This window comes from Yersinia enterocolitica, assembly GCA_002082245.2.
Classification (GTDB): domain Bacteria; phylum Pseudomonadota; class Gammaproteobacteria; order Enterobacterales; family Enterobacteriaceae; genus Yersinia; species Yersinia enterocolitica_E.
On sequence record NBTC02000002.1, the window covers coordinates 642,180 to 668,372 of the forward strand.

A 26,193-nucleotide genomic window follows, 5' to 3' on the forward strand; every position below is an offset into this window, starting at 1 on the left:
TGCCGCCCTGCTAACTCGATCTGATTGTAAGGTCCGCTTCTCGCTCATAGCTGACAGTCAGGCTTGTTCGTACCTTGCTACAGAACACAACCCGAACGCATTAAACGTATCGAAATTTTTACGAATGGTTCCGAATTAGCAGTTAACTATATGAATTTAAAGACTAGGGAAGTAAGGTAATGGAAGGTGTTTTTTGAGATGATATCAATTGCTTAATAGGACTACCATCACCCCTCGTTACTTGTTATTTCATCCCTATCGCCACTTTGTCGCCATGCTTAAATCGGGCTAATGGGTTGAGTGAATAGCGTCTTGCAGGTGGTCTGCCGCGACGTGAGAGTAGCGCATGGTGACCCGAATATCTGAATGGCCGAGGATGTGTTGCAGCACGATGATATTGCCACCGGCCATCATATCCTTCGAAATCGTCTTTATGACTTTGCATTCTCTCTGCTAAGCTGCTCTGCCGGCTTCATAGCCTAACGTGATATAATCTTATTTTTACGGAAGATTTATGCTGACCAACTCATCCACTCGTCTTAACAAATATATTAGCGAGAGCGGTATCTGTTCTCGTCGTGATGCCGATCGTTATATTGAACAAGGACATGTTTTTATTAATGGCAAACGGGCCGCTGTTGGCGATCAAGTATATGGCGGGGATGTAGTCAAAGTTAACGGTCAGCTTATCGAACCGCGTGACGAAAACGACTTGGTGCTGATCGCACTGAATAAACCGGTTGGCATCATAAGCACCACCGAAGAGGGGGAAAACGATAACATCGTTGATTTCGTTAATCACAGTAAACGAGTCTTCCCTATCGGACGTTTGGACAAAGACTCGCAGGGGTTGATTTTTTTGACGAATCACGGTGATTTGGTTAACAAAATCCTGCGCGCCGGGAACGACCACGAAAAAGAGTACGTGGTTACGGTCAACAAACCGGTGACTGACGAGTTTATTCTCGGTCTGGGTGCTGGTGTACCGATGATGGGAACCGTGACCAAAAAATGCAAAGTGAATAAAGTCGCGACCTTTGTATTTAATATCACGCTGGTGCAAGGGCTTAACCGTCAAATTCGCCGTATGTGTAAACATTTTGGCTATGAAGTCACCAAGCTTGAGCGCACTCGTATCATGAACGTCACCCTGAAAGGACTGCCAATGGGTGAGTGGCGAGATTTGACTGATGATGAGCTAATCGAGTTATTTAAGCTGATTGAAAACTCATCATCTGACGAAAAACCGGTGAAAAAAGCCAAGGCTAAGCCCGTGGCAGATAAAAAACCGAGTGTTAGTGGGGCGAAAAAGGCCGAAAAACCCGATGGTAACTCAGCTTCCCGCAAGCGCTTTACCCAGCCCGGACGTAAGAAGAAAGGGCGCTAAGCTCACATAATTATCATCGGTCTCAGTACTCAAGCATATAAACTCGGCAATAGCCGAGTTTATATTGATGAAACACCCGGTGTGAAACCAATCATCAGTCTTTTTCCTCATGTTCTGTCAAACCTGACGCTATGGCCTGAGTACGGCATTAGTTCCCAATATTTAATATAGAGCATACTTTCTTGCTCGTATTGACGTCACAATAATAGTAGGTAGACTGGTATACCTATAATTATCCAAAGCAGGAAGAAATTGGCCATGTCCTCACGCGAATTATCAGAAAGTGCCCGAGATCGGCTGCTGAGTGCTGCAAGGGTGTTGTTCTATAACGATGGCATTGCGGCAACGGGTATTGATGCCATTGTTAAAAGGGCTGGTGTTGCCAAGAAAAGTCTCTACAACAACTTTGAGTCCAAAGCAGAACTTGTTGCTACTTACTTACAGATTCGTCATGAAGAGTGGCTCGCACTGTACGCTAATCGTCTGCAACAAACGGCGAGTCCAAAAGAGAGCGTGATGGCTGTTTTTCTTGCTTATGCAGACCATGCTGAATTTGCCTATGAACGTGGATTCAGAGGGTGCGGACTATTGAATGCCGCGGCTGAACTGCCCGCGGGCGCACCGGGCAGACAGGCAGTGCGCGGGCACAAGGAGCAGGTAGAGTCGATTCTGACTGAACATCTTTGTGTGCTTCTCTCTGGTGATGAACAACGTGCCATACGGATGGCCAGGCACTTTTCATTTTTACTCGAGGGGAGTATGTCTCGCGCAGGCTTGGAAGGGAATGGTGAGTGCGTTCGTCAGGCAATGACAATGGCCGCCGAAATGATGGAGTCGCTATGACTGTCACGCCAAGAGATCGCATGATGGGCAGGGTGGGAGTATTGATTGCGGCCATCTTGTGGGGAACCACAGGAACGGCGGCAACATTTGCTCCTGCAGTTAGTGCTGTTGCCATAGGCGCTGTTGCGATGGGGCTAGGGGGGCTACTCCAGGCGATGATAGCCGCTGGGAGTATCATTAGTTATGTAGATAAACTCCTTCAACAGTGGCGTTTACTGCTGATAGGGGTCATTGCTGTTGCCATCTATCCGCTGGCATTCTATGCCTCTATGCATTTAGCGGGTGTCACTGTCGGGACTGTCATTTCTATTGGTTCTGCCCCTCTGTTATCTGCTCTGATTGAATATGTCTTGGAGGGCGAGCGGCTGACGACTCGCTGGATGTTGGGGGCTGCTCTTGGCATTGCAGGCATGGTGTTGCTTTGTATGGCTGAAAGTGGGGGGCACGGCACTCTGGTTCAGTCACTCAATGTCACGATAGGAGTAATTCTAGGCCTTCTTGCTGGTTTTACTTATGCGCTGTATTCGTGGGCTGCTCGCCGTTTGATGCAGCGAGGACTTCCTTCTCGCACCGCGATGGGGGCGATTTTTGGTCTTGGCGGCATTTTACTAATGCCAGTACTCCTTATGACTGGAGCCCCGCTGCTGGAATCTTGGAGTAATGCGGCAGTGGGTGCCTATATGGCGTTGGTCCCGATGTTTCTTGGCTATATTTGCTATGGATATGGGCTGGCTCGTATAACGGCAAGTATGGCGACGACCATTACCCTCATCGAGCCTGTTATTGCTGCCATATTGGCAGTGATTATCGTGGGAGAAAGACTGCCTATTACGGGGTGGGTGGGGATCGGGCTGGTAGTGGCTTGCCTGATATTTATTACTGTTCCGATAAAATGTGCTCTAATTGTTCGGGTAAGAGAAAACAATAGCCTGTAGTGGCACAATGATGCCTGATCTTGCCCGCTTGCAGCTAGATTTCTCCATTATTGCCACCTTCGCTTCAATTGTTGTTCCGATGGTCAATCGTCCCTCTGTGCTATTGAGGGAAGTTCGCCCAGGCACTTAAGTACGCCACACCCTGTTTATTAACCACAATTTGTGGGGCAATTATCTATTTCAGGATGGTGCACTATGCTCATTCTCGGATAATCCCTATTTATGGGGCGCACTATTCAGTGTGATGTTTGCTTTGTTCATTAACAATGTCGTGGTTGTGGTGATATCTAGTATGTTAATATTTTATATCATTGGTTCGGTAGTTTAGTCAGGAAACTAATATCAGCAGTGTGTTTATCACTGGTTTTCTGTGATATTACATTTAACTCAGCAGGCCATTTAACACTTTATTTTGGTGATTAGCATTAATGATTGGCGAATGTGGTTAACGTCACCTTGGTTGTTTTTTTGTTAACTTCCCAATTTCTTACAGATTAAATGTAGGAAATAAAGCACATCCTCTAATATTAAAAATAATATCGGAACAGATGTTCAGCAGATCGAATTAATACAGTGAAACCCTCAATGAGATTGATCGCTGTCAGGCTGGCGGTATACTTCACCGCAAATCAAAACTACATCAGGTCTGCGTTCATGAAGACGAGTAGCTACAGCCATGCATTCGTGGCGTGTTGTATACACATCATCGGTCACGGGCAGTGCCTCGCAAGCATCCATACCGCAGGTGCTAACCAATAAAACAAATCCTATGAGCATATATTCTCCTTATTTATAGGATTTATATGAGTATAGCGCGTTTGCTGAAGAAGTAGTGCTCTCCTTTTCTAAGAAATGGAGTTTGCATTTTTTGGTTAAGTATTAGCCAAGTTTAGTTACTGCTACCCCCATCAGAATAATGGCACTGGCGATGAGTCGTAACATCGATGGTTTCTCTTTTAGCATCCAGATTGAGATTATCATGGCGAACAAGACACTGGTTTCACGTAGAGCGGCAACGAGGGCGATTGGCGTGCTTTTCATGGCCCAAATGACAATGCCATAAGCCAGTAATTGCATCGCACCACCAATCACGCCGTGTCGCCAGTGCTGGCGTATTTGACGAAAAACCACATTGCGGTGCATTATCCAAAGTAATGCAAACATGGCTATGCCGTTGCACATAAACAACCAAAAAATATAACTAAGTGGTTCAATGCTGGCGCGGCTACCAGCCCCATCAGATAGGGTGTAACAGGCAGTAAAAGTCGCAGTAATTAAGGCATAGATAATAGCCCTGCCATTGACTTTGTCAGGGCCACGTCGGCCATCAAATGTCATCATGATGACACCGGAGACTAAAATAGCCGCCCCTACTAAGGCTAATGACCTGGGGATTTCCGACAAGATTAACCAAGAGAGCAGAGCACTTAACAGGGGGGCAACGCCACGTGCGATAGGATAGATTTGACCAAACTCGGCTTGTTCATAAGCTTTACTCAGAAACAGGCAATAACCTGTGTGAAAAGCAACCGACAACAGTAACCAAGGAAGCGCGCTCAGCGAGGGTAACGCCACAAAAAAAATACCGAACAGTGAAATCACTCCGGAGAAAATTGCCATCAAAGAGATAGCGACAAAACGATCATTGCCAAATTTAACAAGAGCGTTCCAGCAAGCATGTAACAGTGCCGCGCCCAGCACCGCAAGAAATATTTCACTACTCATTCTATCCCCTTACTTAGGCGTCTCAGTTTACCTTAATTGCATTTATTTTCACGTCTGTAACACGTAAAAATTGTTCCAGCTAGCTGATTCTTAGTGAGGGAGAAGATGAAAAAATGAGCTCAATGTCCCGATTTATTGCAAGAGTAAATATAACTAACTAACAACATCTGTATCATCTTATTTACTTTCTTAAGCAATAAATAAGGGTGGATTACGCCAAGGTGACATTGCTCTGATTAAGTAAATGGGGGTGTTTATTGCATATGATATTCGTTGCTTTTTCCTTATCATTGATAGTAATCGTGTTTCTAATTTTATTTATGATAAAAGGGAATAATTAATTAGGACATATCTTGGATGATCTAAATGGACTAAAAAGAATACCAGTGGATATAATTAAACGGCAATAAATTATTATCAAAAACAGGGTCTGGCTATTATTAGCCAGAGTCTACATTCATTTTATTCTGGGGTGTCTATTTTGTTAAAAAAAAGTGTTTTCCTATTATTTGCTATGGTCGTTGTTCTTGCCGGTTGTTCTGAACCTGAACCAACAGGCACTAAAGTTTTTGGTGGCAAAGCTTACATTGAGATGCCAGCTGAATTCACTTTAATGTCTAAAGAAATGCTGGCAACTAAATACCCTCAGCAGAATGCACCACAAGAAGCCTATTCCGTTGAACAGGGCAGTGTGTCCTTCGCATTCAGCGATAGCAATAGTGCCATACCCGATGGCAAGCTCGCTGAAGTTGTTAATATGATGAAGAAACAATTTGCGCCATTCAAGCCGACTCTGGAAGAGAAGGATGTTGATGGGCGTAAAGCTTATATCATCACTATGGATACCCCGGCTGCTGATGGAACCATCAAGAATGTGATGTTGCTCACTACGATTGATGGGAAACTAGTTATTGCTACGTTTAACACGACTGAAGCTTTAGCTGACAAATATATGGATGTTGGCAAGAATGCACTGCTTTCTTTAAAGTTTAAGAAGTGACCATTATTAGTTAATTCAGTTATTTTAAGTCTAAAAAAAATAGATAAAAAGTAATAAAGGTTGCCTGATTAACAGGGCAACCTTTCTCATTGCTAAAGCAACGTTGTTGAGCGCTAGTGGGGAAGACGGTACGCCGAACACTTCCTAAAACAGCTATAAATTGGCATCATAGAGCTATGTTGTTTTTTTAGGATGAGTAATGAAACAGTTCCCTTTTGATAAACGTTATGAGATTGAAGATGCCAGTGGTGTTGTTGAGTACTACATTGATGGTGATGAGTATATTCGCCGCCAGGATGGCGTACCGGGCTATCGAATCACAGGTTATGAAGTGTATGAACATGATGCAGAGGCTAAACTCGCTGGTTTTCTCGAAGGGAAGCATATAACAACCCCGGATGCGGATATTCTGCTGACAATTTTAGATGACCAACAACCTGCGGATTAGATTTCATTACTTTGGCTTTCGTCTGTGCAATGTTGCTATACAAAGGTCATCTGCGGTTTTTGAAACAGAAAATAGGGCGTTATTAGCGATAATATTTTTTTGCAGAAGCTGCTATTCAATCTGGCTAAAACCGATTAACGTCAATCTACTTAGTGATAATCAGTCGGGGTTTCGATGAGCCAGCAAACTATTACGTTGTATACCGATTCAGATTTTTTTAGTCCTTATGTGATGTCGGTATTCGTATCATTGACAGAAAAAGCACTGCCTTTCTCATTAAGCGTCATTAATTTGTCTGCTGGGGAGAATCTGCAACAGGCTTATGCCCGTCTGTCGGCGACACGTCGGGTGCCGACACTGGTTATCGATGATTTTCAACTCTCTGAGTCTTCAGCTATTGCTGAATATTTGGACGAGCGTTTCCCGGCGCCAGATTACGCTCGGCTGTATCCGCAAGATAGGCAAGAGCGTGCCAGAGCGCGTGAAATACAGGCATGGCTGCGCAGTGATTTTATGCCGGTCCGCACTGAACGGCCAACTGAAGTGGTCTTTGCTGGGTTAAGGCTGCCTCCTTTGTCTGATAGCGCGCAACAAGCGGCGAATAAACTTATTTCTGGGTTGGAGCGTTTGCTGTCGGATGGCAGAAGATATTTATTCAGTGAATGGTGTATCGCAGATACTGATTTGGCACTGATGCTTAACCGGTTAGTTCTGAATGGCGACAACTTACCTGAGTATCTTCGTCAGTATGCAAATTACCAATGGCAGCGGCCTTCTGTGCAGCAATGGCGAGCATTATCGCAGAAATAGAGGTAAGAAAAATTGAGGGTGGGGCAATCCTTCACCTTGTACCAAAGTAGGATTAGCTTCGATAGAATGAAAAACGTTATTGAGTTTGAAACTGAGCGTTTACAGCTACGGCAGTGGCTCCCGTCAGACCGGGCACCTTTTGCAGCGCTTAACGCAGATCCTCGCGTTATGGCATTTTTCCCAGCCCCTCTAACACGTGAAGCAAGCGATATGATGGCTTCACGTTGTCAATTATTGATAGCACAGTGTGGCTGGGGGTTGTGGGCTGTTGAGCTGAAAGCTAGCGGGCAGTTTGTCGGCGCATTGGGGTTACATATTCCTACCGTTAAATTACCTTTTTCACCTTGTGTCGAGATAGGCTGGCGTTTTGCTTTTCCATTTTGGGGGCAAGGGCTGGCAACGGAAGCTGCATTGGCAGTATTGACGGTAGGTTTCGATCAATTAAAACTGGCTGAAATTGTTTCATTTACTGCTTTAATTAACCTGCGTTCACAAGCATTGATGGAACGAATCGGCATGGTGCGCGCGCCAGACCATTTTCCCCATCCAATTGTCAGCCCTGACAGTAAGTTAAGCCAACACTGTTGGTATCATCTTTCTCATCAACAATGGCATAACAGACAGGATGATTTTGTGAGACTATCATCAAATTAGTCTACGTTTAGTCAGTAATATTTGGCCGCATCTGCTAGGACATATAATGATAATAAGCTGGAAATTAGTTCGTTCCATGGCGTTGCTAACCGGAGTTTCTCTATTGGTGGCCTGTAGCCAATTACCTAGAAATCCAGTGCCAGTGGAGTTAATGCCAGCGGCCGAAATCCCTGGAATGCCGGATATCCGTGCCGGGGCAGGGCACATTAGCCCGATATTTGAAGCGGATTTACTGCAATCTTATAAAGATGAATCGAAAGAGATGTTCCGAGCCGCGGATGGAACATTGGTTTATCCCCATCTGGCATTATCTGGTGGTGGCCCAAATGGCGCCTTCGGTGCTGGTTTTTTGAACGGCTGGACGAAAACAGGTAAGCGCCCCGTGTTTAAGGTGGTCAGTGGGGTTTCCACTGGCGCGTTGATCGCACCTTTCGCCTTTTTAGGGAGTGATCACGACCAGGCATTACATGACTTTTATACCACCACCACCACCCGTGATATTTTCCATCTGGATAATCTATTATTTCGCCTCTTTTTCCGCGAATCATTAGCGGATACCAGCCCGTTGTCTAAATTGATTGATGGGCATATTACTCCTGAGTTAATGAGTGAAATCGCCCAGGCACATCGGCATGGTCGGCGGTTGTATATGGGTACGGTGGATCTCGATTCGCAAAGATTTATTGTCTGGAACATGGGGCTGATTGCGATGAAAGGGACTCCTGAAGCTTTAATGCTATTTCGTAAGGTGATGCTGGCTTCCTCTTCAGTCCCTGTCGCGTTCTCACCGGTATTTTTTGATGTGGTGGCTCAGGGTAAGCATTACGATGAAATGCATGTTGACGGCGGTGTGGCGGCGCGGGTCTTCTATAATGGTGGTGTGTACAGTTCAAAAGTCGTACGTACCAGAGCGGGCCTGGCAGACAGTAAAGAAGATATTTATATCATCCATAATGGACAGCTTGGCCCACAACCAGAACCGACCCCACGGTTGGTGCGTAATATCGCTATGCGTACTCTTGACTCAACCAGCAAAGCGGCATTGGTCGGGGATTTGTATCGTATTTATGCATTCTCTTTGGCTGAAAATTCAGGATTCCACTGGATAACGATTCCATCAAATGTTGATACCAATGGCGCAGAGATTTTTGATCCCATCAAGATGGAGCGTTTGTATCAGGCGGGTTATGCAGAGGCGTTACAGGGGCCAAAATGGTCACTACGGCCACCAGGTACCATTGAGATGAACTCCTTACTACAAGATGCTGCTGCCATGCACAGTAACTAGAGGGGGCGCTTTGGTGTTGATGCCATTGTCAGGCTGGTACTTGGGTTACATTAGGTCAAGCAGTGGGAGTGAGCCATCAATAAGCGCCGCGGTGATATAGATAATAAATAGTGAATAGAGAAAGAAATTGCTGATCATTCGGCACCTCAATTACTCACACAGATAAGGTCTTTGTCATGACAAAGCCACTACAATATAGCATGTGAGCTGACTAAAAAACGCACTGATAGTGAATAAATAATGAATCTGCTGGGGTGGATTTAGAATGATGAATGCTTTTCAAGTAAGTTCTGAGCGCGTAGTAGGGTTTTAGAGTGACTGAACAATGAGGTTAGGACCAGATCTTGCCTGTCAGTCTTGGTTTAATATGCTGTAATATCAAAACGTTATCTTCAATTGAAAACAATTTAAGCAGCATATGATCAGAGAGAGTGTAATTGTGCTACACTATGCGACCGATAATCAAGGATAAAACATGAAAAAAGTCTCAATCATTGCTCAGTGCTTAATAAACGCTAAGAGTTTCAGTGAGATGTCCGAAGCTGAATCCTCGATAAAAAAAGTTTTCAACGATAGTTACGCAGAACATTCTTTTGATGAATGGAATACCGACGTTTCTACGTTGAGTGCTAACCGTGTTATCAGTTTGGTTGCTGGTGCTTCCAAGGTTCGGGTCAGAGGGTTGATCCAAGAATTATGGAATCACTGACCCCAGACCAAAGGTTTCCAATAACCCGTCTACCACATCACTACGCCAAGCATGCAAGTCATGCTGCGTGGTGAATGATTTCCCCGTACTTTCCATTTTCCGCTTGTTTTTTTTCCGTTGTCTCCTGCAAAACCGGCTATTTTCGTGAACAAAAATCTGGCCCGGTACAGATAATCTGAGTAAACGCTGACCACTCCACGGTTTATTGCCGTTGGTTAACGTAATCTAACGAGGTTGTACAACTGAGAGGCGAGCATATGTCATTTCTTGATAGCGTCAAAAGATTGGTTAGCAGTGTAAAAGTGAAGATCAAGTGCCCAGATTGTGGCGCAGTCTCTGAGCAGAGCTCAGAAAAAGTGCACAAAAATACGGCCTTGGTTTGCCCAAAGTGTGGTTGCTTATTTTTACCTAAAGACAAACGCTAGCGGTAGTCATATCAGCCAAAAATCATCGACGCCCACCGCAGCAGCATTAATGCGCCACAGATACAGAGTAACACCACAAACATTTTCCAATGTTTCGTATGCAAGCGTTTGGTCACCATAGGGTCCTTATTCAATTTAGTATTATGTCTGACGGGGTCAGCTCTGCGGAATTCATTTGTTTACTGCGACGCTGGTTACTTTAGGTATAGTAGCGAAAATTTATGCTGATGCGAGAGTTAGTCAGTTCGTACCAGTTAAGATAAAGTGTAATATGCGCTGCATCAATAAGATGACGAATAGGAATAATGAAACTATGGCTACAGTCCCACAAAAATATCAAGATGCCGAGCGTTGGGCATTTGGTGATACTGAACAAGTGGCAGATGATGTATTGGCATTAGTACTGAACGGTACGAAAACAGCGACCTGTGCGGCATTGGATGAAGATGGCGTGCCGCAGGCGGGGGATATCTTTGTTGTGGTCAATGGCCGCAATGAACCGGTTTGTGCGATAGAGTTGACCGACGTAGAATTGAAAACGTTTGATCAGGTTGATGAAGCCCATGCTGTCGCTGAAGGTGAGGGCGATCGAACGCTGACGTTTTGGCGTAAAACGCAACAGCGCTTTTTTGAGGAGTACGAGATGTTCTCCCCAGAAATGATGCTGATTTGTATGCAGTTCAAAGTATTGGAAAAATTCTGATAGCTGGCTTCTAGTGGTCAGTAATTTGATTGATTTTGCACTACAGATATTATCGAGTCGCAACAGAAGAAACCGTCACTCATAAATTGTAGCTATGGGTTGACGGATCTTCTTATTGCAACAATCACGTTACCCTCATTACCCAAGCATCCTGATGTCGATCGTAATGTTGCTTAAAAAGCAACCGGTCTTTCCCATCTAACGTTGCGGGAATGCTGGTATGTTCATCCCACCCATCTAGCTGCATGCACAATTCAGGATCCGATTTACAGGGGATACTGAGGGTGTTTTCGCCTTTTGTCAGTGGTGCAGATAACTCTGCGTCATCAACTTCAAAATCTCTGATTTTTACTAGAGTTTTTCCCATAAAGACTCCTTACCTACCAAGTGGTATGAGGTATGACCAGATTGGTCGCCTTATTGAGAATAGCTGAGTCAGAAAAAAGTGCCAGAGGCCGCATCTAAAAAATACCGCCTCGGCGTAAATTCTATCCGCATCGAATCTGATGGGTGTTAATTATTTAATACCGAGTATGTTTAGTCAGAGTAGCCTAATGGCTGCATTCGCAGGGGAGTTCAGCCAAATTAAATTGGTTACGGCCATTCTTTTTCGAGTAATAAAGTGCTTGATCTGCCGCGAGCATTAAATCCGCTTGATCTGTAATACCACTATGCTGATGGGCTTGATAAACAGTGACACCAAGGCTGATGGTGACTTTACGGAATTTACTGTCATTGTGTTTAATTCCCATAGCACGGATAGATTGCAATATATGCTCGGCCACCAGGCTGGCGCCCTGTTGATCGGTATCTGGCAGAATAGCAGCAAACTCTTCTCCACCATAGCGAGCAACAATATCGGTGCTGCGTTTTAGTGATTTGCGTAATGCCCTGGCGACCAACCGTAAGCAGGCATCACCAGAGATATGACCATAGCAGTCATTGAAGTTCTTAAAGTAATCAATATCAATCATTAAAACTGCTAGCGGAGAGTCTGAGCGTTTTGCCCGCATAAATTCATGGGCCAGCACTTTTTTGAACGCCCGGCGATTAGGCAATTTAGTCAGTGAGTCTGTTCTGGCCTGAATTTCCAGACGTCGATTTGCTTTAACCAGCTTAAGTTCCAGCAATTTTCGTTCATGGATATCTTCTGCGGTTCCATACCAACACAACACATCGCCATTGTCATCTACGCTGGGAACTGCTCGGATTCGCATCCAGTTCCATCCCTTTTCAACATGACAAAAGCGGATTTCAACATCCAGTGGCTGCTGTGTTTGTAAGGAGTGTTCCCAACTGATTAAGGTGGGGTGGCGATCATCTAAATGGATGGTACGCAGCCATTTATCTGCCAGCGCCTCTTCGCGGGTTAATCCCGTAATTTTTTCAAAGCGAGAACTGACATCGGTAATCATGCCATCCGGGGATGCAGTCCAGGGAATTTGCGGATTCAGCTCCACCATATTGCGGTAATGCTGTTTACTGCTGCGCAGCTTTTCTTCCATCTCTTTTAATGACGTAATATCGATCATCGCGACGGACAGCCCACTCACTTGACCACTGGGATATCTGGCGGCATTTATCCGCATAAAGAACACCCGTGCTTTATCCGGCATCTGAAACTCAGCATCGGGGATACTGTCATTGCAATAGGCTTTCAGCAGAGCACTCTGCAAAATAGGAATAATGCCAGGTAGGAAGTCTGCAATTTTGCGCCCATTAATCTCTACTGTATTTTTACCCAGAAGTTCAGCCAGATAATCATTTACAGTAACATAGCGCAGGGTTGTATCGATAAAGCACAGACCAGCCGGAGCACTGGAATAAATCGATTCCAACTCAAATAAGCGTTTACCCGCATCATAAGGTAAATTGCTCAGGTTTCGATCAATTCCTCGATAACCTTTGAATTCGCCGTTATCATCGAACAGTGGGATACCACTGGTTTCAACTAAGACTTCGCTGCCATCAGCGCGAATATTACGGTTTTGCAAACCGGCAAAAGGGATACGTGCAGCCGCAATCTCTGCAAATATCTTTCCTACCCGGCTGGCTTCATCCTGAGGCATAAAGTCAAACGGCGTTTTACCGACCACCTCATGGGGTAGGCGACCAAGAAGCTCAATGGATTTTGCAGATGAAAACGTATAACGGCCGGAAGCATCAACTTCCCAGATCCAGTCTGAATTATTCTCGATGATGTCCCGTAAGCTGTTCATTTCTTTTAACAGACCAATGTCAGCTGATTCTTCCCGATTATCGTAGTCAGTCATGATGTCCACTCCTGTTTAATCTCGGCTTTCCTTAGATAGAAATATGTCGGCTATTATTTAAGCCCGCAGATTGTATAACAGGGACAGATTTAGTACAGTCCAATCGGATTTTTCTTATAAATAAACAATAACTAAAAATTTCAATCATAAAAAAATAAAAGGTTAAAAGACCAATAGTGCATAAAACACAACGAGTTAATGGCTTCTCCTCCTCTGTATTCCGGCACCACACTAGTATTCCAGCACTACACTGACATTGTCCTGATAGGTGCCAACGGTTCTTTGCGTTTGTTGTGCATTGATCATCGCTTTATAAGGAATCTGTTGAGCTGAGCCTGTCGCGGTATCTGATCTTTTGTTGGTTATATTCCAGGGAATCGACCCCGAGCCCTGATACAGTTGATACTGTAAATAGTCGGTAGGGGGGGCAGGTATAACACTCCCTGGGAGTAATTTCATTTGGGGCCAAAGGGCAGAGAAATTATCGCCATTTGTTATGTAGGTAGTGAAGGTGGCGTTCTTGGTACAGGTAGCGGTGATAAATTGATTTACAGGAATAAATTGTGACATTAACGCGTAGCTACCAAAATCGACATTGGGCGCGGCGTTTATGACACAATCGTTGTTGACCACCAATGTGACAGTGACTGTTGATGAAGCCGTTCCTTTGAATGTGCCACCGATACAGACGCCAATAACGGCAGAGCATAAATCATAATTCCAGTTCAAAGAGATAGTATCGGTATAAGTGCCGGCACTGATATTGACGTTAATGGCATTATTACTGCCAGTACGGATATAGATAGGTAAATTGGCTTTTATTTTCCCCAGCACGATGGTGAGTAAATTGCTGTTAGCATAGTTAATATTCCCCCCGACTATAATGGGATTGTTGTAGCCTGGGTCAGAATAGATTGAATAAGGAATTAAGTCGCCGGCGGCATTCTTAAGATTAAGATTATTAGCAGTGCTGGTGATGGTGCTGTTCAATACGGGAGTGGATAATACGCTCAGCGCTGTTCCATCACAGCCAAGTGCCGTTATACCACTGGCACTTTCGGGGAGGGTATTGACATTAAACGATGAATTTTGTGGCAGCTTTACTTCTGCGGCAGCAAAAGTGCACGCGGTGGCACTGCTGACAGACAATAGCCACAGTACAGACAGAACCAACCAATAAGGTAGCCTGTATGGCCGAGGTATCTTGCTGGTAATTTGCGTCGTGAGCGATATCATTAGCTGCTCCTTAAATAAAGTTGCCGATAGCCAGGTACGGCAATTATTGGCATATGGCTGTACCAGCATCTTGTATCCCTTTAGTATTTTTCAATTGGAATTGGCTGTAGCAGCGGGTGCCATTATCAGCCCGCACTATGGTGAGTTTATTCAACTGGGTGGCTTGCTCAATATAAGCCATACCATCCCAACCGACATAACCGCTAGGTGTGTCGCCCGTGGTATATATCGCGCTGCCTTTCGGTAAGTCTTGACCGGATTTATCGGTAAGTCTGATATTTGCGGCGGTAATCTGTGTTATGGGGAAATCAATTAAATAGCCACTGCGTTCGCTAATCGCTAAATTTCGCTCTACTGTTGGCAATATGACATCGGCAGGTAAATTCATGGGGTCAATCTGGAATTTGGCCTGATAATATGAAGAAACTGTCGGAATCAAGATATATCCGTTGTTGTTCGTAGTACCAATCAGTTGGTTTTCGTAACTGACCGGAATATTGCTAAAACCATTGGTTGATACCAAGGCAAATGCATCGTTAATCATATTACTGGCATAAACGCCGCCATTCATCATAACCAGCGAGCCACTTAATTCACCCCAACTATTATAGTTATCACTATTGCCATAAACACCGGCGCGACTTTCCATTATCCGAGTGCGCCAAATAACATCTGCTTGTTGGTAACTGCTATTTTCACTGTTGCCGTTGGCATAAGCGAGATTCCAACCCAGTCCGCCATTAGAAGGAGCTGCCCGGCTATAATTCACGCGTTGGGACCACTGGTTATCAACATCACGGCTGGTGCTGGCGCTGGCTGATCCCCATTCACCCAGCGGGATACTCCAGATCAGTTGTGCGTTGTAACCTTTGGTCCCCAACTCACGATTGAGGGAGAGGTAAATACTGGTATTACGGAATATTGAGGTGCTATAGCTGATATTGACCAACCGGGTTCGCTCACCGAGCGCATCCCTGACATCGAAATAACCAGATCCAAGTGTCCCTAAGTTTCCAAGGCTGATACTGCCGGTTATCTGGTCGGTACGTCGGCTCAGACGAAAGTCGCTTTTGTAATTAGCCAGATCGCCATAATTATCGCTGCGGCTAATGCGCTGAGCATTCAGATTAAAGTAGGAATTACTGTAGGTATAACCTAATGAACGCTGGTTACCGATACCACCACGGGTATTAATGGCAACCTGTGAGGTATTAATGGTTGAATTGTTGATATCAGTGGCTGGTTGACTGATGACATCACTAAATGCATCGGCAGAGGTACTACTCATGCTGTAGGCACCATTCAGTACCCCAAATAGGCCCAGTCGAAATCCGGCTCCGCCACCTACCACATTCATGCCTTTGGCAGCATCCCCTCGGCCTTCTAGTGTCAACCAAGACGTTGTGCCATAACGAACCACGCCACTGGCGACAGGATCAGCATAATCGGCAGAACGGATGGCATAATTGCGGCGTAAAGCACCGGCTGACAGGCTAAAATCCCACATGCCGGGTTTTAGCAGTGAACTGGCAACATAAAATGGCACTGAGGTGCTGATTTGTCTACCGAGGGCATCGGTTGTAATAATAGTCGCTTGGCCAGCACCATTAATACGAGGGGCATTATCGATAACAAAAGGGCCGGGGTTAATATTGGCTGATTGTGTTCTGAAGTTATCAATATACAGTTCGACAGTGCTAGGTACCGCAGCTTGACCGGCAAATTGCGGCATCGGATAGGTAATAAGGTCGGGGCGAATAGCAAAATTACGCGCGATTTGAACACCACCCAGGCGCACCGCGCTACTCCAGGGCAAGGCTCCAGTGATCAGGTCACCTGCGGTATAACGTAGCAGGTTTTTTTCATCATTCCTCTGCCATTGGGTATCAAACCGAATATAGCCGTTATTATCCGTGTCGCCGTTATTACCTGAAAAGTTAGTACGATAAACGCCGGTATTACTGATTAAACCAAAACGGTCAAAAATACGTTGCTCGCTCCAGGCTGAGGCATTACCTGACTGTGGGTTACCACTGTTCTGGCTGACATAAAAATCATAATTTAATAAAAATCCCAGGCTACTTTGTGCAAGATTAAAATCATCGGTTGCGGCAGAGTTAATTTGCTGTTTCGGTAACCACTCGCTGGGAACATCAATTAATAGCCGTTGGTTTTCTCCATCATATTTCACGGCCACCTTATCCATCTTATCAACCGCAACCTCAGCACTAGAGGGTAATCCGATGGTTTTTAACTGTGCTGGTGAAAGATAGTAATGTCCCCCGCGATAGATGACTGGCACAGCATCACCAAAGTTACGGTCATTGACCACTAACTCAAGATATAAGGTACTGTCGGGCATTGCTGCCATAGGTGGCGGCAGATTATCCCCCCAAACTTCCCAGGGGATGAGTGGAGGCAACAACACTGAGCCATACATCAATATTAATAATGGTGACAGCTTGAATCTGATAGTCATTCCCAACCCTAGGTTATTATTAAACACACCTTATCTGCTGTATGCGAACACCTTATTGGTGTGGGATGACTATGGGTTTGGTGCTGTTATTGATAATGGCGCTTAATTCTCCTGTTCTGGCTGTTGGGCTGAGCGGGAAACTCATTTTTGCGCCGGCTAACACATAACCGAGTAAACCTTTATTAATGTCTTTCTCTTGCAGGGTCACCCGCGAAATCCGTGCATGAACAGCGCCCTGATTAGTGATATTCAACCATTGTTTCTCGCCTTGTGAATGCACGCTATAACTGAGTTTCGTCGGCATAACACCGGGGGCTGGCGTGGTATCAGATGCCGCCAGCACACCACTGCCGTAAACAAACAAGGGAACGGAATAGCGCATTTGGAATTTCAGCCCTAACTGAGTGGCAGCGGGGGCGGTTTTATCGTTTGGGTCCTTATAAGGTATTTCATCAATTAATATGCGGTAGGCTTGTTCTTGCCCAGCGGGAACGGGGGCGTTTTTGACTAAACGAATCAGTTGACGCTTACCGGGTTGAATAGTTGCAACCGGTGGGCTGGCGATGATTCTTGATTGCGGGGTGTAATCGTCTTGGGTGTTGACCTGCTGCCAACCTAATACCCGAATCTGCATATAGATAGGCTGACTATCTTTATTTTCCAACCACAATGCAGTGGCTTTATCATTGTCTGAAATTATCGGGTCAATGGGCCAGATCAGAACGGAGGCCGCAGCATACAGTTGGCTACTGGTCAGTGTGGCCGAAAGCAATATTACCCGAGATAGTAGGTTAAATGGCGTCATAGTGAAATCTCCTGCGGCATCGTGCCAGTAATCAATAAGTAACTGTAACTAATAAAGTATCTGTGTAGACGCCAGCGCTGGGTTGCATACTACTGGCAAATAGTTGTGCATATAAAATGACTTGTTGCTGGGTGCCATCGGTGGTCACTAAACGTGTCGATCCCCCATTGGCACCATCCCCCCAGATCTGTGTTCGGGCAGGGTTTTGATATATTTGATACAGCAAATATTCGCCCGTTGTGCTGTTGAGTAAGCGCCTGCCGGCAGAAATGTTACCTGAGGTATTGGCCCCGGAATTAAGCGCCAGTGTGACCGTGGGATTACCACTGCACTGGAGGACGATACTGCCTGAGTTGAGTCCAGATATTGCGTTAGTGGCGTTTGCCAATGAAGAGACGGTGCCGAAATCCAATGTGCCAAAGTTGCTGGTATCGGTGGCTCCGCCCCCAAGGCTACAGCCGGTTTGCACTATTGCATTGACAGTGAAACTTTTAGATACCGGTGAGGTGGCAGCATGGGTAACGGCTATGCTGAGTACTAAAATAAGTAGGGCGCGGGTGAGGTTATACTGAGATAAAGCATATTTCATTGTCAGCATCCTCCATAATATTTACCAATTCACCGTGACCTGAACGGTGTCGGTATAAGTCCCTACCGCCGGGGTCGGTTGGGCAAAAACCAGACCATAAACCGGAATGATCACCACTGATCCGCTAGCAATCTGGGAAATGCCAGTCAGGTTATCCCAAACTTTGCTATGTGCCGCATCGGTATACAGGTTGTAATTAACATGCTGGCCTGACGGGCCGCCGGCCAAATAACGGCTGGCAGTGCTACCACTCTGCCCGCCATTGAGTAGCACATTAAAACTGGTCCCCTTACTGCATTGGACGGAAATGGCACCGTTATTTCCCTGACCGGCGACGGCAATCGGAGTAGTTAACGCCACCACAGTGCCGAAATTCAGGGTACCAAAACTGGTTGCGCCATTAACAATGGTGCCCGCAGTACAAGTGGGCAATAGCGTGGCACGGACGGTGATATTGGCATTTTTCGTTATAGCCCCAACGGGAAAAAGTGGCAGCAGTAACAAGCTGCAAGTGGCGGCCAGAGCAAACAAGCGGCCTGCCATTACCAGGTAACAGTGACGGTAACAGTATCGAGATAGGTGCCGACACTGGGTGTCGTTTGAACAGGGACGCGGGCATAAATAGTCAGTGGGATCGCGGTGGCCAACCCAGTGCCCGTTCCATCAACCGTGCCGGATACTGGCGTCGCATTCCATGGCTGAAGAAAACCGTTGTCTCTGTAAAGGTTATAATTGACGAATTCTGATGTTCCGCCAGCCAGTCGGCGTTGCCCAGAGTTGTCATGCAGCCCATTATCTATTGCGATGGAATAAGCGGTATTATTGCTGCAATGCAATTTAAGTGAATCGTTGGTCGTGCCACTGAATGTCACGCTAAGAGGTGCGGTTAGGTCGCTCACTGTGCCGAAATTTACAGTGCCCAGATTACTTAAGTTGCCACTCCCGAGACCATTATCGATGTAACAACCGGCGATGATGTTGAGTGTTGCGTTTAGTGTTCCACTGGCGGTACCTGCACCTTGCACTGGCGCTGTCTGTAGTACCATCACCGCACCTAAAATAAGTAAGATTCTCTTCATTATTGCTTCCTTAATCATCTAATTTGCAGCCAGGTAAGCGAGAACAGAGTTGCGCCAATAACGTAGCGAAACTAATGTTTATGTAACAAATCATTAAAAATTTAGATATTTAATTAATAGCAGCAAGATTTAGAAAGTGTTTAAAATTAATTAAAAAATCTTTATCCATCTCATTTACATCATTTATTCCTATTTGTACTGGCAAAAATTTAAAAATGGGTTAGCTATTTTATTCAAGATAAATTGATGTTTTTATATCGGGGGTTTACTGGCATGAATCCATTCAGCCAAATAAGGATATGCTGAGATCCATATCAAAGATCCTGGCTATTGATTAGATTTATTTTTTGAATATATTGCAGAAATAGCTAAAGCAGTACCGCCCAATAGGGCGGCTATGCGGTAAGTAAACTGCATTCCCTGGGTGATATGATCTACGGTTGCTAATTGAATGTTTTGCTGGGCGCAGGCAAAGGCGAAAATAGCCCCCATGACAGCGGCGCCAGTAATCAGCCCGAGATTGCGCGAAAGATTCAGCAGGCCGGATGCAATGCCTCGTTGTTGCGCGCCAACAGATTTAATCACCAGCGTATTATTCGCAGCCTGGAAAATAGCATAGCCAGCTGTAATCAGGCAGACCGGCAAAATATAGCCGGGCAGGCCGGCAATTGGCCCGATCATCGACAGTGCAATTGCCCCGGTAGTGATCGCCGTTAATCCTGTAATCACCATCATTTGAGCACCGAATCTGTCGACCAGATAACCCGCAGGAACCCCGATGAGTGCCGCGACTATCGGGCCGGCGGACATCGACAATCCAACCCATGGTGTACTCATGGCAAAAGCCCGTGAAAGATAGAATGGCCCAACGACTAATGTTGCCATCATGATAGTGGTGACCAATGCACTGACTATCAATGCACTACGCAGTTGTGAGTGGCGCCACATAGCGGTTTGAATTAATGGGTATGAGGTGTTCTTTTCCGCCCAGATGAATAATCCGATGCCGATTACCGCAGCGAGTAATAACACTAAATTAAGTGTGCCGAAGGTGCCATGGCCCAGCGTCATGGCAAGGGCATACAGTGCCAGAGTCAGGCCCAGCAATAGCATCCCAAGAGGATCAAAACCACCATGGGCCTGTTGTAATTCGTTGTTAGTGCTAGGGAATGAGTCGGAGATGGGTAAATAGCGTGATAGCAAAAATAGGGCTAATAACCCAAAAGGGATGTTAATCAGGAACATCGCTGGCCAACCGAATCCGCTGATTAACATGCCGCCCACTGATGGCCCAAGTGCCGTGCCGATAGCCGAGATGCTGCCGAGCATGCCCATCGCCCGCCCGATTTTTTCTTTACTAATCGCCTCACCGACCAGCGCCAGAGTCAGTGTCATCATGGTGGCGGCCCCTAATCCCTGTAACACACGGGCAGCAATTAACACTCCGATGTCAGGGGCTAACGCGCAACCCAGAGAGGCCACTGTGAATAAACCAATCCCCGCATTCAACAATCGGCGTTTGTTAGTGATATCCCCCAAACGGCCAATGCTGATGGCCGAGGTGGTAATCGCCAGTAAATAGGCTAAAACGACCCACTGCGCCGCTTGAAAAGAGGCACTGAAAGTGAGTGTTAACGTGGGTAAACCCACATTGGCGATACTGGTTGCTAATGAAGAAAGCAGCATCGGCAGTGAGAGGCTGATAACTATTCTGCTTAGCGCACTGTTGGCGATGATGTCACTATTGATGTTTTCGGTATTGATTTTCATTAATAGATTAACTCCTGAATGACCTGTTCAGGAGAGACTAGGGCATTACATCATAAGGCGGAAGGCGCATGGAATGCAGTTTATCCATGCATAAAACGCCATGTCAGCATGAGGTTGTGCTAGAGTCAGTACATGACAAAACCTGATCTCAATTTATTAATCACACTCAATGTTCTGCTGGCCGAGGGGAGCGTAGCGCGTGCTGCCCAGCGATTAGGGCTTAGCCCATCGGCGATGAGCCGGGCGTTGGCAAGATTGCGTAAAACAACCGGTGATCCCTTGCTGGTCAGGGCAGGGCGCGCCTTGGTACCGACACCAAGAGCACTTGAACTGCGTGAACAGGTCAGCCAATTAGTACAAGAAGCCACATCGGCGCTGCGGCCTGCGGCAAAACTGGACCTGGCACAGTTGATGCGTACCTTCACTTTGCGTACCAGCGATGGCTTTGTCGAAAACTTTGGCGGCGCATTGCTGACTCGGATTCATCAACAAGCCCCCAATGTGCAACTGCATTTCATGCAAAAATTGAATAAAGACAGCGCATTGTTACGTGATGGCATGGTGGATCTGGAAACGGGGGTGGTGGGCCCGACTGCCAGCCCTGAATTACGAACACGGGCACTTTTCCGCGATCGCTTTATGGGCGTAGTGCGTGATGGTCATCCGCTATGTGGGGAGGACATCACCCCCGTGCGTTATGCAACTCAGGGGCATATTGTGGTTTCACGGCGTCAGGGCCATAAAGGGCCGATTGATGAGGCACTACAATTACTTGGGATTGAACGGAATATTATCGCCTCGGTTGATTCTATATCCACCGCATTGGCGCTGGTGAGAGGGACGGACTTGGTGGCGACGGTTCCCGAACGGCATAGCCAGAATCTGCGCCGAGGGATGTACAGTTTTCCGCTTCCTTTAACCTTACCGACTATTACGGTTTCGATGTTGTGGCATCCGCGCATGGATGCTGATCCGGCGCACCGCTGGTTGCGTCAATGTGTGCTGGATGTGGTGGTGACACCGAGTGAGCAGCAGATCGCACACGAAGATTAATCTTTATGCGGAAATGATGTTGGGGAATTATCAGGGCAGCCCAGTGTGAGCTACCCTGATGAGCACCTAAAAGCGGGGGATTGCTGTACCCCAATTGCGCCAATCTTTCGGCTCTTCTGGGTTAAGCAAGAAGTGCTGATTTATGCTGGCCTTAGGGGCCAGTGGCGTAGTTGGTGGGGTCGCGAAAGCAATGCCGCCGCGTATAAATTGCTGGAAGGTGCCGCTTTTCACCACACCACCGGTTAGACCGAATTCAAGGTTGTACCCTGATGCCAGCCAGAACACGCTATTTTGCCGCACCAACTGCTGGAATTTCTGGCTGATCCGTATCGATACTTGCACGCGATCAGACATCGCACCAAGGTTAAACCCGGTAACAGTACCTACTTCAAGCCCACGGAAGAGGACCGGTGTGCCAACTTGCAATGATCCTGCCTCAGCGGTATCCAGAATAAGGCTCAGCCCATCAAGATAACGGGAGTCGGTAATAGTGGCGGTTTGCAACTCAAAAGTACGTAATGTGCCACCTTTACCCGGCTCTACATTAATATAAGGTTGGAACAAGGTGTCCAGATTATTGACCCCTGCGGCTGATATCTCCGGCGAGACAATAGAAAAGCGGGTACCGGCCCGGGTAAAGTTCTGCACATATTCTGGATAAAGCACGGCTTTGGCTAACACTTCGTTGCGCTCTGGTGCCAGTTTCAGCGATTCGACTTGGCCAATATTGATACCCAAATAACGAATCGGCATGCCGGTTGCCAGTTTGCTGGCATCAAAGGTGCGCAAGATGATTTGACTACCGACAGCACGGGCGGCGGTTTCATTACCATACAAGGTGCGTTTGGCCCCCTTATCCAGTGTCACACCTTCCAGATTATCAAAGCTGATAGCTCCTTTTAGAGCGCGATTCAATGGAGATGCCTGCACAGTTAGCCCACTGCCGTTCAACTGGACTTTCGCCCCACCTTCGGCCCAGAAAATGCTCTTATCAGTGAGTAAATTGCGATATTCGGGCTGAATATAGACATCTACTTCAAACTCATTGGCTTTTGGCCTGATATGGGTAATTTCACCTACCTGAAACTTGCGATATAACACCACAGAACCGGTTTGCACATCGGGCAAGCTGGCAGCAGTTAAACTTAGTGTTGTGGCGGGGGCGTTGCCTAAAATGCCATCGGTAGCTTTGGCGACACTGCTATACAGCGGATACTTATTCAGGGCTGCACCTTTACTGCCCGGCAGTATCAGAATACCGCCATCAATCCACTCCTGCGCACTGGCACCCTGAATATCAATGCCATCAATCCCGAGTTTTACCTCCAGCCGACTGTTAACCACAAACTTGCTGTCTTTATGCACCAAATCACGGTATTTGGCTTCAATTGCTGCCGTGAAGGTAACACCGTCGGCTGATAGCTCACGGGTCAAGACTTGGCCAATTTTAATTCCATGTAGCGAGATCGGCTGGCCGATATCAATGCCATAACTTTGCGGTGCAGTTAATTGCAATTCGAGCACATTGGGCTGCTGCAACAGACTTTTACTGCTTGGTAGCACGGTAAAGTGTTTTTGTGGTGCCCCTTCACCCGGGATTAACTCTAATGTATTGCCAGTCAAGAGTTCACTCAGTTTGGCATCATTAAGACTGATTCGGGGGCTGTTCATTTCAATGCGGCTGCCTGCACGCATCAAATCGACCACTGAAGGGTCAATGGTCAGTTCACCGGTCACCTTACTGTCCGGTTGAAGTGTCATTTTGGTCAGGGTGCCTACCTGTAACCCTTGATAAATCAGCGGTGTTCTCCCCTCGCTTAAACTACTCCCACTGGGTAAATCCAGCGTAATTGCCACACCACGTTGGCTATGTGCTAAATCGGGGTAGAGCTGAAAGGGTTGGTCCGGTTTCGCATCTGGGCTGTTTTTGGGTGAGTCAAAGGCAATGGCACCATTGACCAAGGCAGCCAGACTTTCCATTTGAACCGACGCGCCACTGAGACTGAAGTCACCTTTAAAACCAGACACATTCCAGAAGCGGGTATCGTTTTTTACCAATTTGGCGAAGCGCCGATCAATCAGTACATCAATGACAACGCCATTATTATCAGGCGCGATATTGTAGTCATAGACTTTACCCACCGGGATTTTACGGTAGTAAACCAGAGAGCCGTTATTGAGTGAGGCCAAATCGGGGGCATGGAGGTGAACCATCAATTCGCCGGTATTCAGGCGGAACTTAGGCTGGGTATCCAATGCGGTAAAGTGGCTCTGCGGTTTGCCCTCGCCTGGCATCATCCCGATATAGTTACCACCGACTAGCGCATCCAAGCCAGAGACCCCGGCCAAAGAGGCCTTGGGCGTCACTAGCCAGAACTGTGTCCCTTCTCGCAATGAGTCTTCCATATCATTTTTGATACTGGCGGTGACTTTTATATTGCGCAGGTCATCATCCAGACTGATGGATTGCACCATCCCGACTTCAACGCCCTGATAGCGAATCGGGGTTCGGCCCGCCACAATACCGGCGGCAGACTGGAAATCAATAGTGACTTCGGTACCGCGGTCCTGCCAGTTGTTATAAATCAGCCAACCGGCAATCAGCAGGGCAATAAAAGGCAGCAACCAGAAAGGCGATATCCGGCGTTTATGTTTAATCTGTGCCTCAGTCGGTGTACTCGGCGTTTCCTGTTGCATGTGCATCCCAAATCAATCGGCTATCGAGCCATTCAACAGCAAGGATAGTCAAAATGACCGCAGACCCAAAATAGAAGGCTGCCGGTCCCATAGTGAAGGAAAGGAGCTGATCACGATTAATCAGCGACATCATTAACGCAATAACAAAGAGGTCTAGCATCGACCAACGGCCAATCCAGGTAATCAGTCGCAGTAATCGCATGCGCGTTTTAAGGCTATGTTGCGTCTTTAGATGAATGCTGAGCAACAATGTTAGCAACACAATCACCTTGGTAAACGGCACCAACACACTGGCGATAAACACCACCGCGGCGATGGGCAGGTTACCCGATGAGGCCAAAGAGACCACGCCGGAGAAAATAGTATCTTCCATGCGGGAGCCATTGGCATAAACAATTGATATCGGTAAAAGATTAGCAGGCAACAGCAGGACTATCGAGGCAATTAACGCCGCCCAGGTTTTTTGGATGCTATGGCGGCGGCGATGGCGCAAAGGGGTATGGCAGCGTGGGCAGCGGCCGTGTGCATCGCAGTGTCCGGTATAATGGCATGACAGGCAAATGCGCAATGTTTCCCGGGGGCCGGGGGGCTGCTCCTGGGGATAAAATCGCTCCCACAACTGCTCCAGATTCAAATGCACCAGCGTCAGAATACTGAGTAACGTCAGAGCCAGAAACGCTATCAACCCGCCACCGGGCATAACGTCCGCATACTCTTTGACCTTAATACAGGCCACCGCCATACCGATAAGATAGATATCTAGCATGACCCATTCTTTTAGCCGCTCCAGCATCAATAACACCGGGCGCAGGTTCATGCCAATCCGGCTGCCGATACGCAGATACAGAATCGATGCGGTGAGTGTAACGGGAGCGCCAATAATACAAAATGCCACCATACTGGCTGTAATCGGGCCGCCCTGACGACTCATTTGCCAGATACCCTCTAACAGACTGGCATCAATCCGCGTGCCGAGCAGGCGAATGGTAATCAGCGGCTCGGTAAAAGCAAATGGCATCAGCAGTAACATGGCAACCGCCATGGCGGTTAGGCGGGTAAGGGACCAATCGCGCCCACTGGCAATTTTTGCGCTGCATCGTGGGCAATAGGCTGTTTGTGTACCATTGAGCGGCGGCAGGGTAAATAGCGCATCGCACTGGCAGCAACGCTGAACCCTTGCAGTGGAGAGTGGCCGTTGAATGGCATGTACCTTCATATTATAAAACCCTGATGCTGACACCGGTTTATAAAGAATAGCGCGGATGGTAGCAGAGCAATCGGTCAA

The 26,193-nt window shown here is 46.7% G+C and carries 24 protein-coding genes and 2 pseudogenes; 12 read left to right on the forward strand and 14 right to left on the reverse strand.

Annotated features, from left to right (window positions below; genetic code table 11):
* Positions 1-244: 244 nt before the first annotated feature.
* Positions 245-414, reverse strand: a pseudogene (locus A6J66_004245) (integrase).
* 100 nt (positions 415-514) lie between these two features.
* On the opposite strand from A6J66_004245, the gene A6J66_004250 reads away from it, so the two are divergent.
* The 4 genes and pseudogenes from A6J66_004250 to A6J66_004265 all read left to right on the forward strand — a co-directional run bounded on the left by A6J66_004250 (position 515) and on the right by A6J66_004265 (position 3,256).
* On the forward strand, positions 515-1,387 hold the full coding sequence (locus tag A6J66_004250; protein ID PNM23473.1) for a 23S rRNA pseudouridine(2604) synthase RluF: 873 nt from the start codon (positions 515-517) through the stop codon (positions 1,385-1,387).
* Positions 1,388-1,645: 258 nt separating this feature from the next.
* A complete protein-coding gene (locus tag A6J66_004255; GenBank protein PNM23474.1) occupies positions 1,646-2,230 on the forward strand; it encodes a TetR/AcrR family transcriptional regulator in 585 nt (194 codons plus the stop codon).
* A complete protein-coding gene (locus A6J66_004260; protein PNM23475.1) occupies positions 2,227-3,165 on the forward strand; it encodes an EamA family transporter in 939 nt (312 codons plus the stop codon). Before A6J66_004255 ends, A6J66_004260 begins: the two co-directional genes overlap by 4 nt.
* Positions 3,155-3,256, forward strand: a pseudogene (locus A6J66_004265) (branched-chain amino acid ABC transporter permease). Before A6J66_004260 ends, A6J66_004265 begins: the two are co-directional and overlap by 11 nt.
* Before the next feature lie 491 nt (positions 3,257-3,747).
* On the opposite strand, the gene A6J66_004270 reads toward A6J66_004265, so the two are convergent.
* Together A6J66_004270 and A6J66_004275 are read right to left on the reverse strand one after the other, a co-directional pair.
* A complete protein-coding gene (locus tag A6J66_004270) occupies positions 3,748-3,942 on the reverse strand; it encodes a hypothetical protein (GenBank protein PNM23476.1) in 195 nt (64 codons plus the stop codon).
* A gap of 102 nt (positions 3,943-4,044) precedes the next feature.
* Complete coding sequence (locus A6J66_004275; GenBank protein PNM23477.1) at positions 4,045-4,890, reverse strand: EamA family transporter; 846 nt, start codon at positions 4,888-4,890, stop codon at positions 4,045-4,047.
* 481 nt (positions 4,891-5,371) lie between these two features.
* On the opposite strand from A6J66_004275, the gene A6J66_004280 reads away from it, so the two are divergent.
* From A6J66_004280 to A6J66_004310, 7 genes are all read left to right on the forward strand, one after another.
* Positions 5,372-5,890, forward strand: coding sequence for a hypothetical protein (locus A6J66_004280; GenBank protein PNM23478.1), 519 nt, complete (start codon positions 5,372-5,374; stop codon positions 5,888-5,890).
* Positions 5,891-6,089: 199 nt separating this feature from the next.
* Entirely contained in the window at positions 6,090-6,338 is a 249-nt protein-coding gene (locus A6J66_004285) for a hypothetical protein (GenBank protein PNM23479.1), read from the forward strand.
* Positions 6,339-6,512: 174 nt separating this feature from the next.
* The gene (locus A6J66_004290) at positions 6,513-7,148 is read left to right on the forward strand and encodes a glutathione S-transferase (GenBank protein ID PNM23480.1); all 636 of its coding nucleotides are present in this window, start codon (positions 6,513-6,515) and stop codon (positions 7,146-7,148) included.
* 66 nt (positions 7,149-7,214) lie between these two features.
* Complete coding sequence (locus tag A6J66_004295) at positions 7,215-7,802, forward strand: N-acetyltransferase (GenBank protein ID PNM23481.1); 588 nt, start codon at positions 7,215-7,217, stop codon at positions 7,800-7,802.
* Between the two features lie 46 nt (positions 7,803-7,848).
* Complete coding sequence (locus A6J66_004300) at positions 7,849-9,090, forward strand: hypothetical protein (protein PNM23482.1); 1,242 nt, start codon at positions 7,849-7,851, stop codon at positions 9,088-9,090.
* A 475-nt stretch (positions 9,091-9,565) separates the two neighbouring features.
* Positions 9,566-9,799: a DNA-binding protein gene (locus tag A6J66_004305; GenBank protein PNM23483.1), complete on the forward strand. Its 234-nt coding sequence runs from the start codon at positions 9,566-9,568 to the stop codon at positions 9,797-9,799.
* 738 nt (positions 9,800-10,537) lie between these two features.
* Positions 10,538-10,927, forward strand: a complete 390-nt coding sequence (locus A6J66_004310; protein PNM23484.1) for an ASCH domain-containing protein — start codon at positions 10,538-10,540, stop codon at positions 10,925-10,927.
* Positions 10,928-11,051: 124 nt separating this feature from the next.
* On the opposite strand, the gene A6J66_004315 is transcribed toward A6J66_004310, so the two are convergent.
* From A6J66_004315 to A6J66_004355, 9 genes are all read right to left on the reverse strand, one after another.
* Positions 11,052-11,294: a DUF1480 domain-containing protein gene (locus A6J66_004315; GenBank protein PNM23485.1), complete on the reverse strand. Its 243-nt coding sequence runs from the start codon at positions 11,292-11,294 to the stop codon at positions 11,052-11,054.
* Between the two features lie 184 nt (positions 11,295-11,478).
* Complete coding sequence (locus A6J66_004320; GenBank protein ID PNM23486.1) at positions 11,479-13,200, reverse strand: PAS domain S-box protein; 1,722 nt, start codon at positions 13,198-13,200, stop codon at positions 11,479-11,481.
* Between the two features lie 231 nt (positions 13,201-13,431).
* Positions 13,432-14,436: a spore coat protein U gene (locus tag A6J66_004325; GenBank protein ID PNM26890.1), complete on the reverse strand. Its 1,005-nt coding sequence runs from the start codon at positions 14,434-14,436 to the stop codon at positions 13,432-13,434.
* Between the two features lie 43 nt (positions 14,437-14,479).
* Positions 14,480-16,915 (reverse strand): fimbrial biogenesis outer membrane usher protein, encoded by a 2,436-nt coding sequence (locus tag A6J66_004330; protein ID PNM23487.1) that lies wholly within the window; start codon positions 16,913-16,915, stop codon positions 14,480-14,482.
* Between the two features lie 52 nt (positions 16,916-16,967).
* The gene (locus A6J66_004335; GenBank protein PNM23488.1) at positions 16,968-17,720 is read right to left on the reverse strand and encodes a molecular chaperone; all 753 of its coding nucleotides are present in this window, start codon (positions 17,718-17,720) and stop codon (positions 16,968-16,970) included.
* A gap of 31 nt (positions 17,721-17,751) precedes the next feature.
* On the reverse strand, positions 17,752-18,309 hold the full coding sequence (locus A6J66_004340) for a spore coat protein U (GenBank protein PNM23489.1): 558 nt from the start codon (positions 18,307-18,309) through the stop codon (positions 17,752-17,754).
* A gap of 21 nt (positions 18,310-18,330) precedes the next feature.
* Positions 18,331-18,852, reverse strand: a complete 522-nt coding sequence (locus A6J66_004345; protein ID PNM23490.1) for an SCPU domain-containing protein — start codon at positions 18,850-18,852, stop codon at positions 18,331-18,333.
* A complete protein-coding gene (locus A6J66_004350) occupies positions 18,852-19,388 on the reverse strand; it encodes a spore coat protein U (GenBank protein ID PNM23491.1) in 537 nt (178 codons plus the stop codon). Before A6J66_004350 ends, A6J66_004345 begins: the two co-directional genes overlap by 1 nt.
* A 327-nt stretch (positions 19,389-19,715) precedes the next feature.
* The gene (locus A6J66_004355; GenBank protein PNM23492.1) at positions 19,716-21,158 is read right to left on the reverse strand and encodes an MFS transporter; all 1,443 of its coding nucleotides are present in this window, start codon (positions 21,156-21,158) and stop codon (positions 19,716-19,718) included.
* Positions 21,159-21,290: 132 nt separating this feature from the next.
* On the opposite strand from A6J66_004355, the gene A6J66_004360 reads away from it, so the two are divergent.
* The gene (locus tag A6J66_004360; protein ID PNM23493.1) at positions 21,291-22,211 is read left to right on the forward strand and encodes a LysR family transcriptional regulator; all 921 of its coding nucleotides are present in this window, start codon (positions 21,291-21,293) and stop codon (positions 22,209-22,211) included.
* 66 nt (positions 22,212-22,277) lie between these two features.
* Here A6J66_004360 and A6J66_004365 read toward each other — a convergent pair whose 3' ends face one another.
* Both A6J66_004365 and A6J66_004370 read right to left on the reverse strand, forming a co-directional pair.
* Positions 22,278-24,908 (reverse strand): MCE family protein, encoded by a 2,631-nt coding sequence (locus A6J66_004365; protein ID PNM23494.1) that lies wholly within the window; start codon positions 24,906-24,908, stop codon positions 22,278-22,280.
* Positions 24,877-26,124 carry a paraquat-inducible protein A gene (locus tag A6J66_004370; protein ID PNM23495.1) on the reverse strand — a complete coding sequence of 416 codons (1,248 nt, stop codon included), beginning with the start codon at positions 26,122-26,124 and terminating at the stop codon, positions 24,877-24,879. Before A6J66_004370 ends, A6J66_004365 begins: the two co-directional genes overlap by 32 nt.
* Between the last annotated feature and the right edge of the window lie 69 nt (positions 26,125-26,193).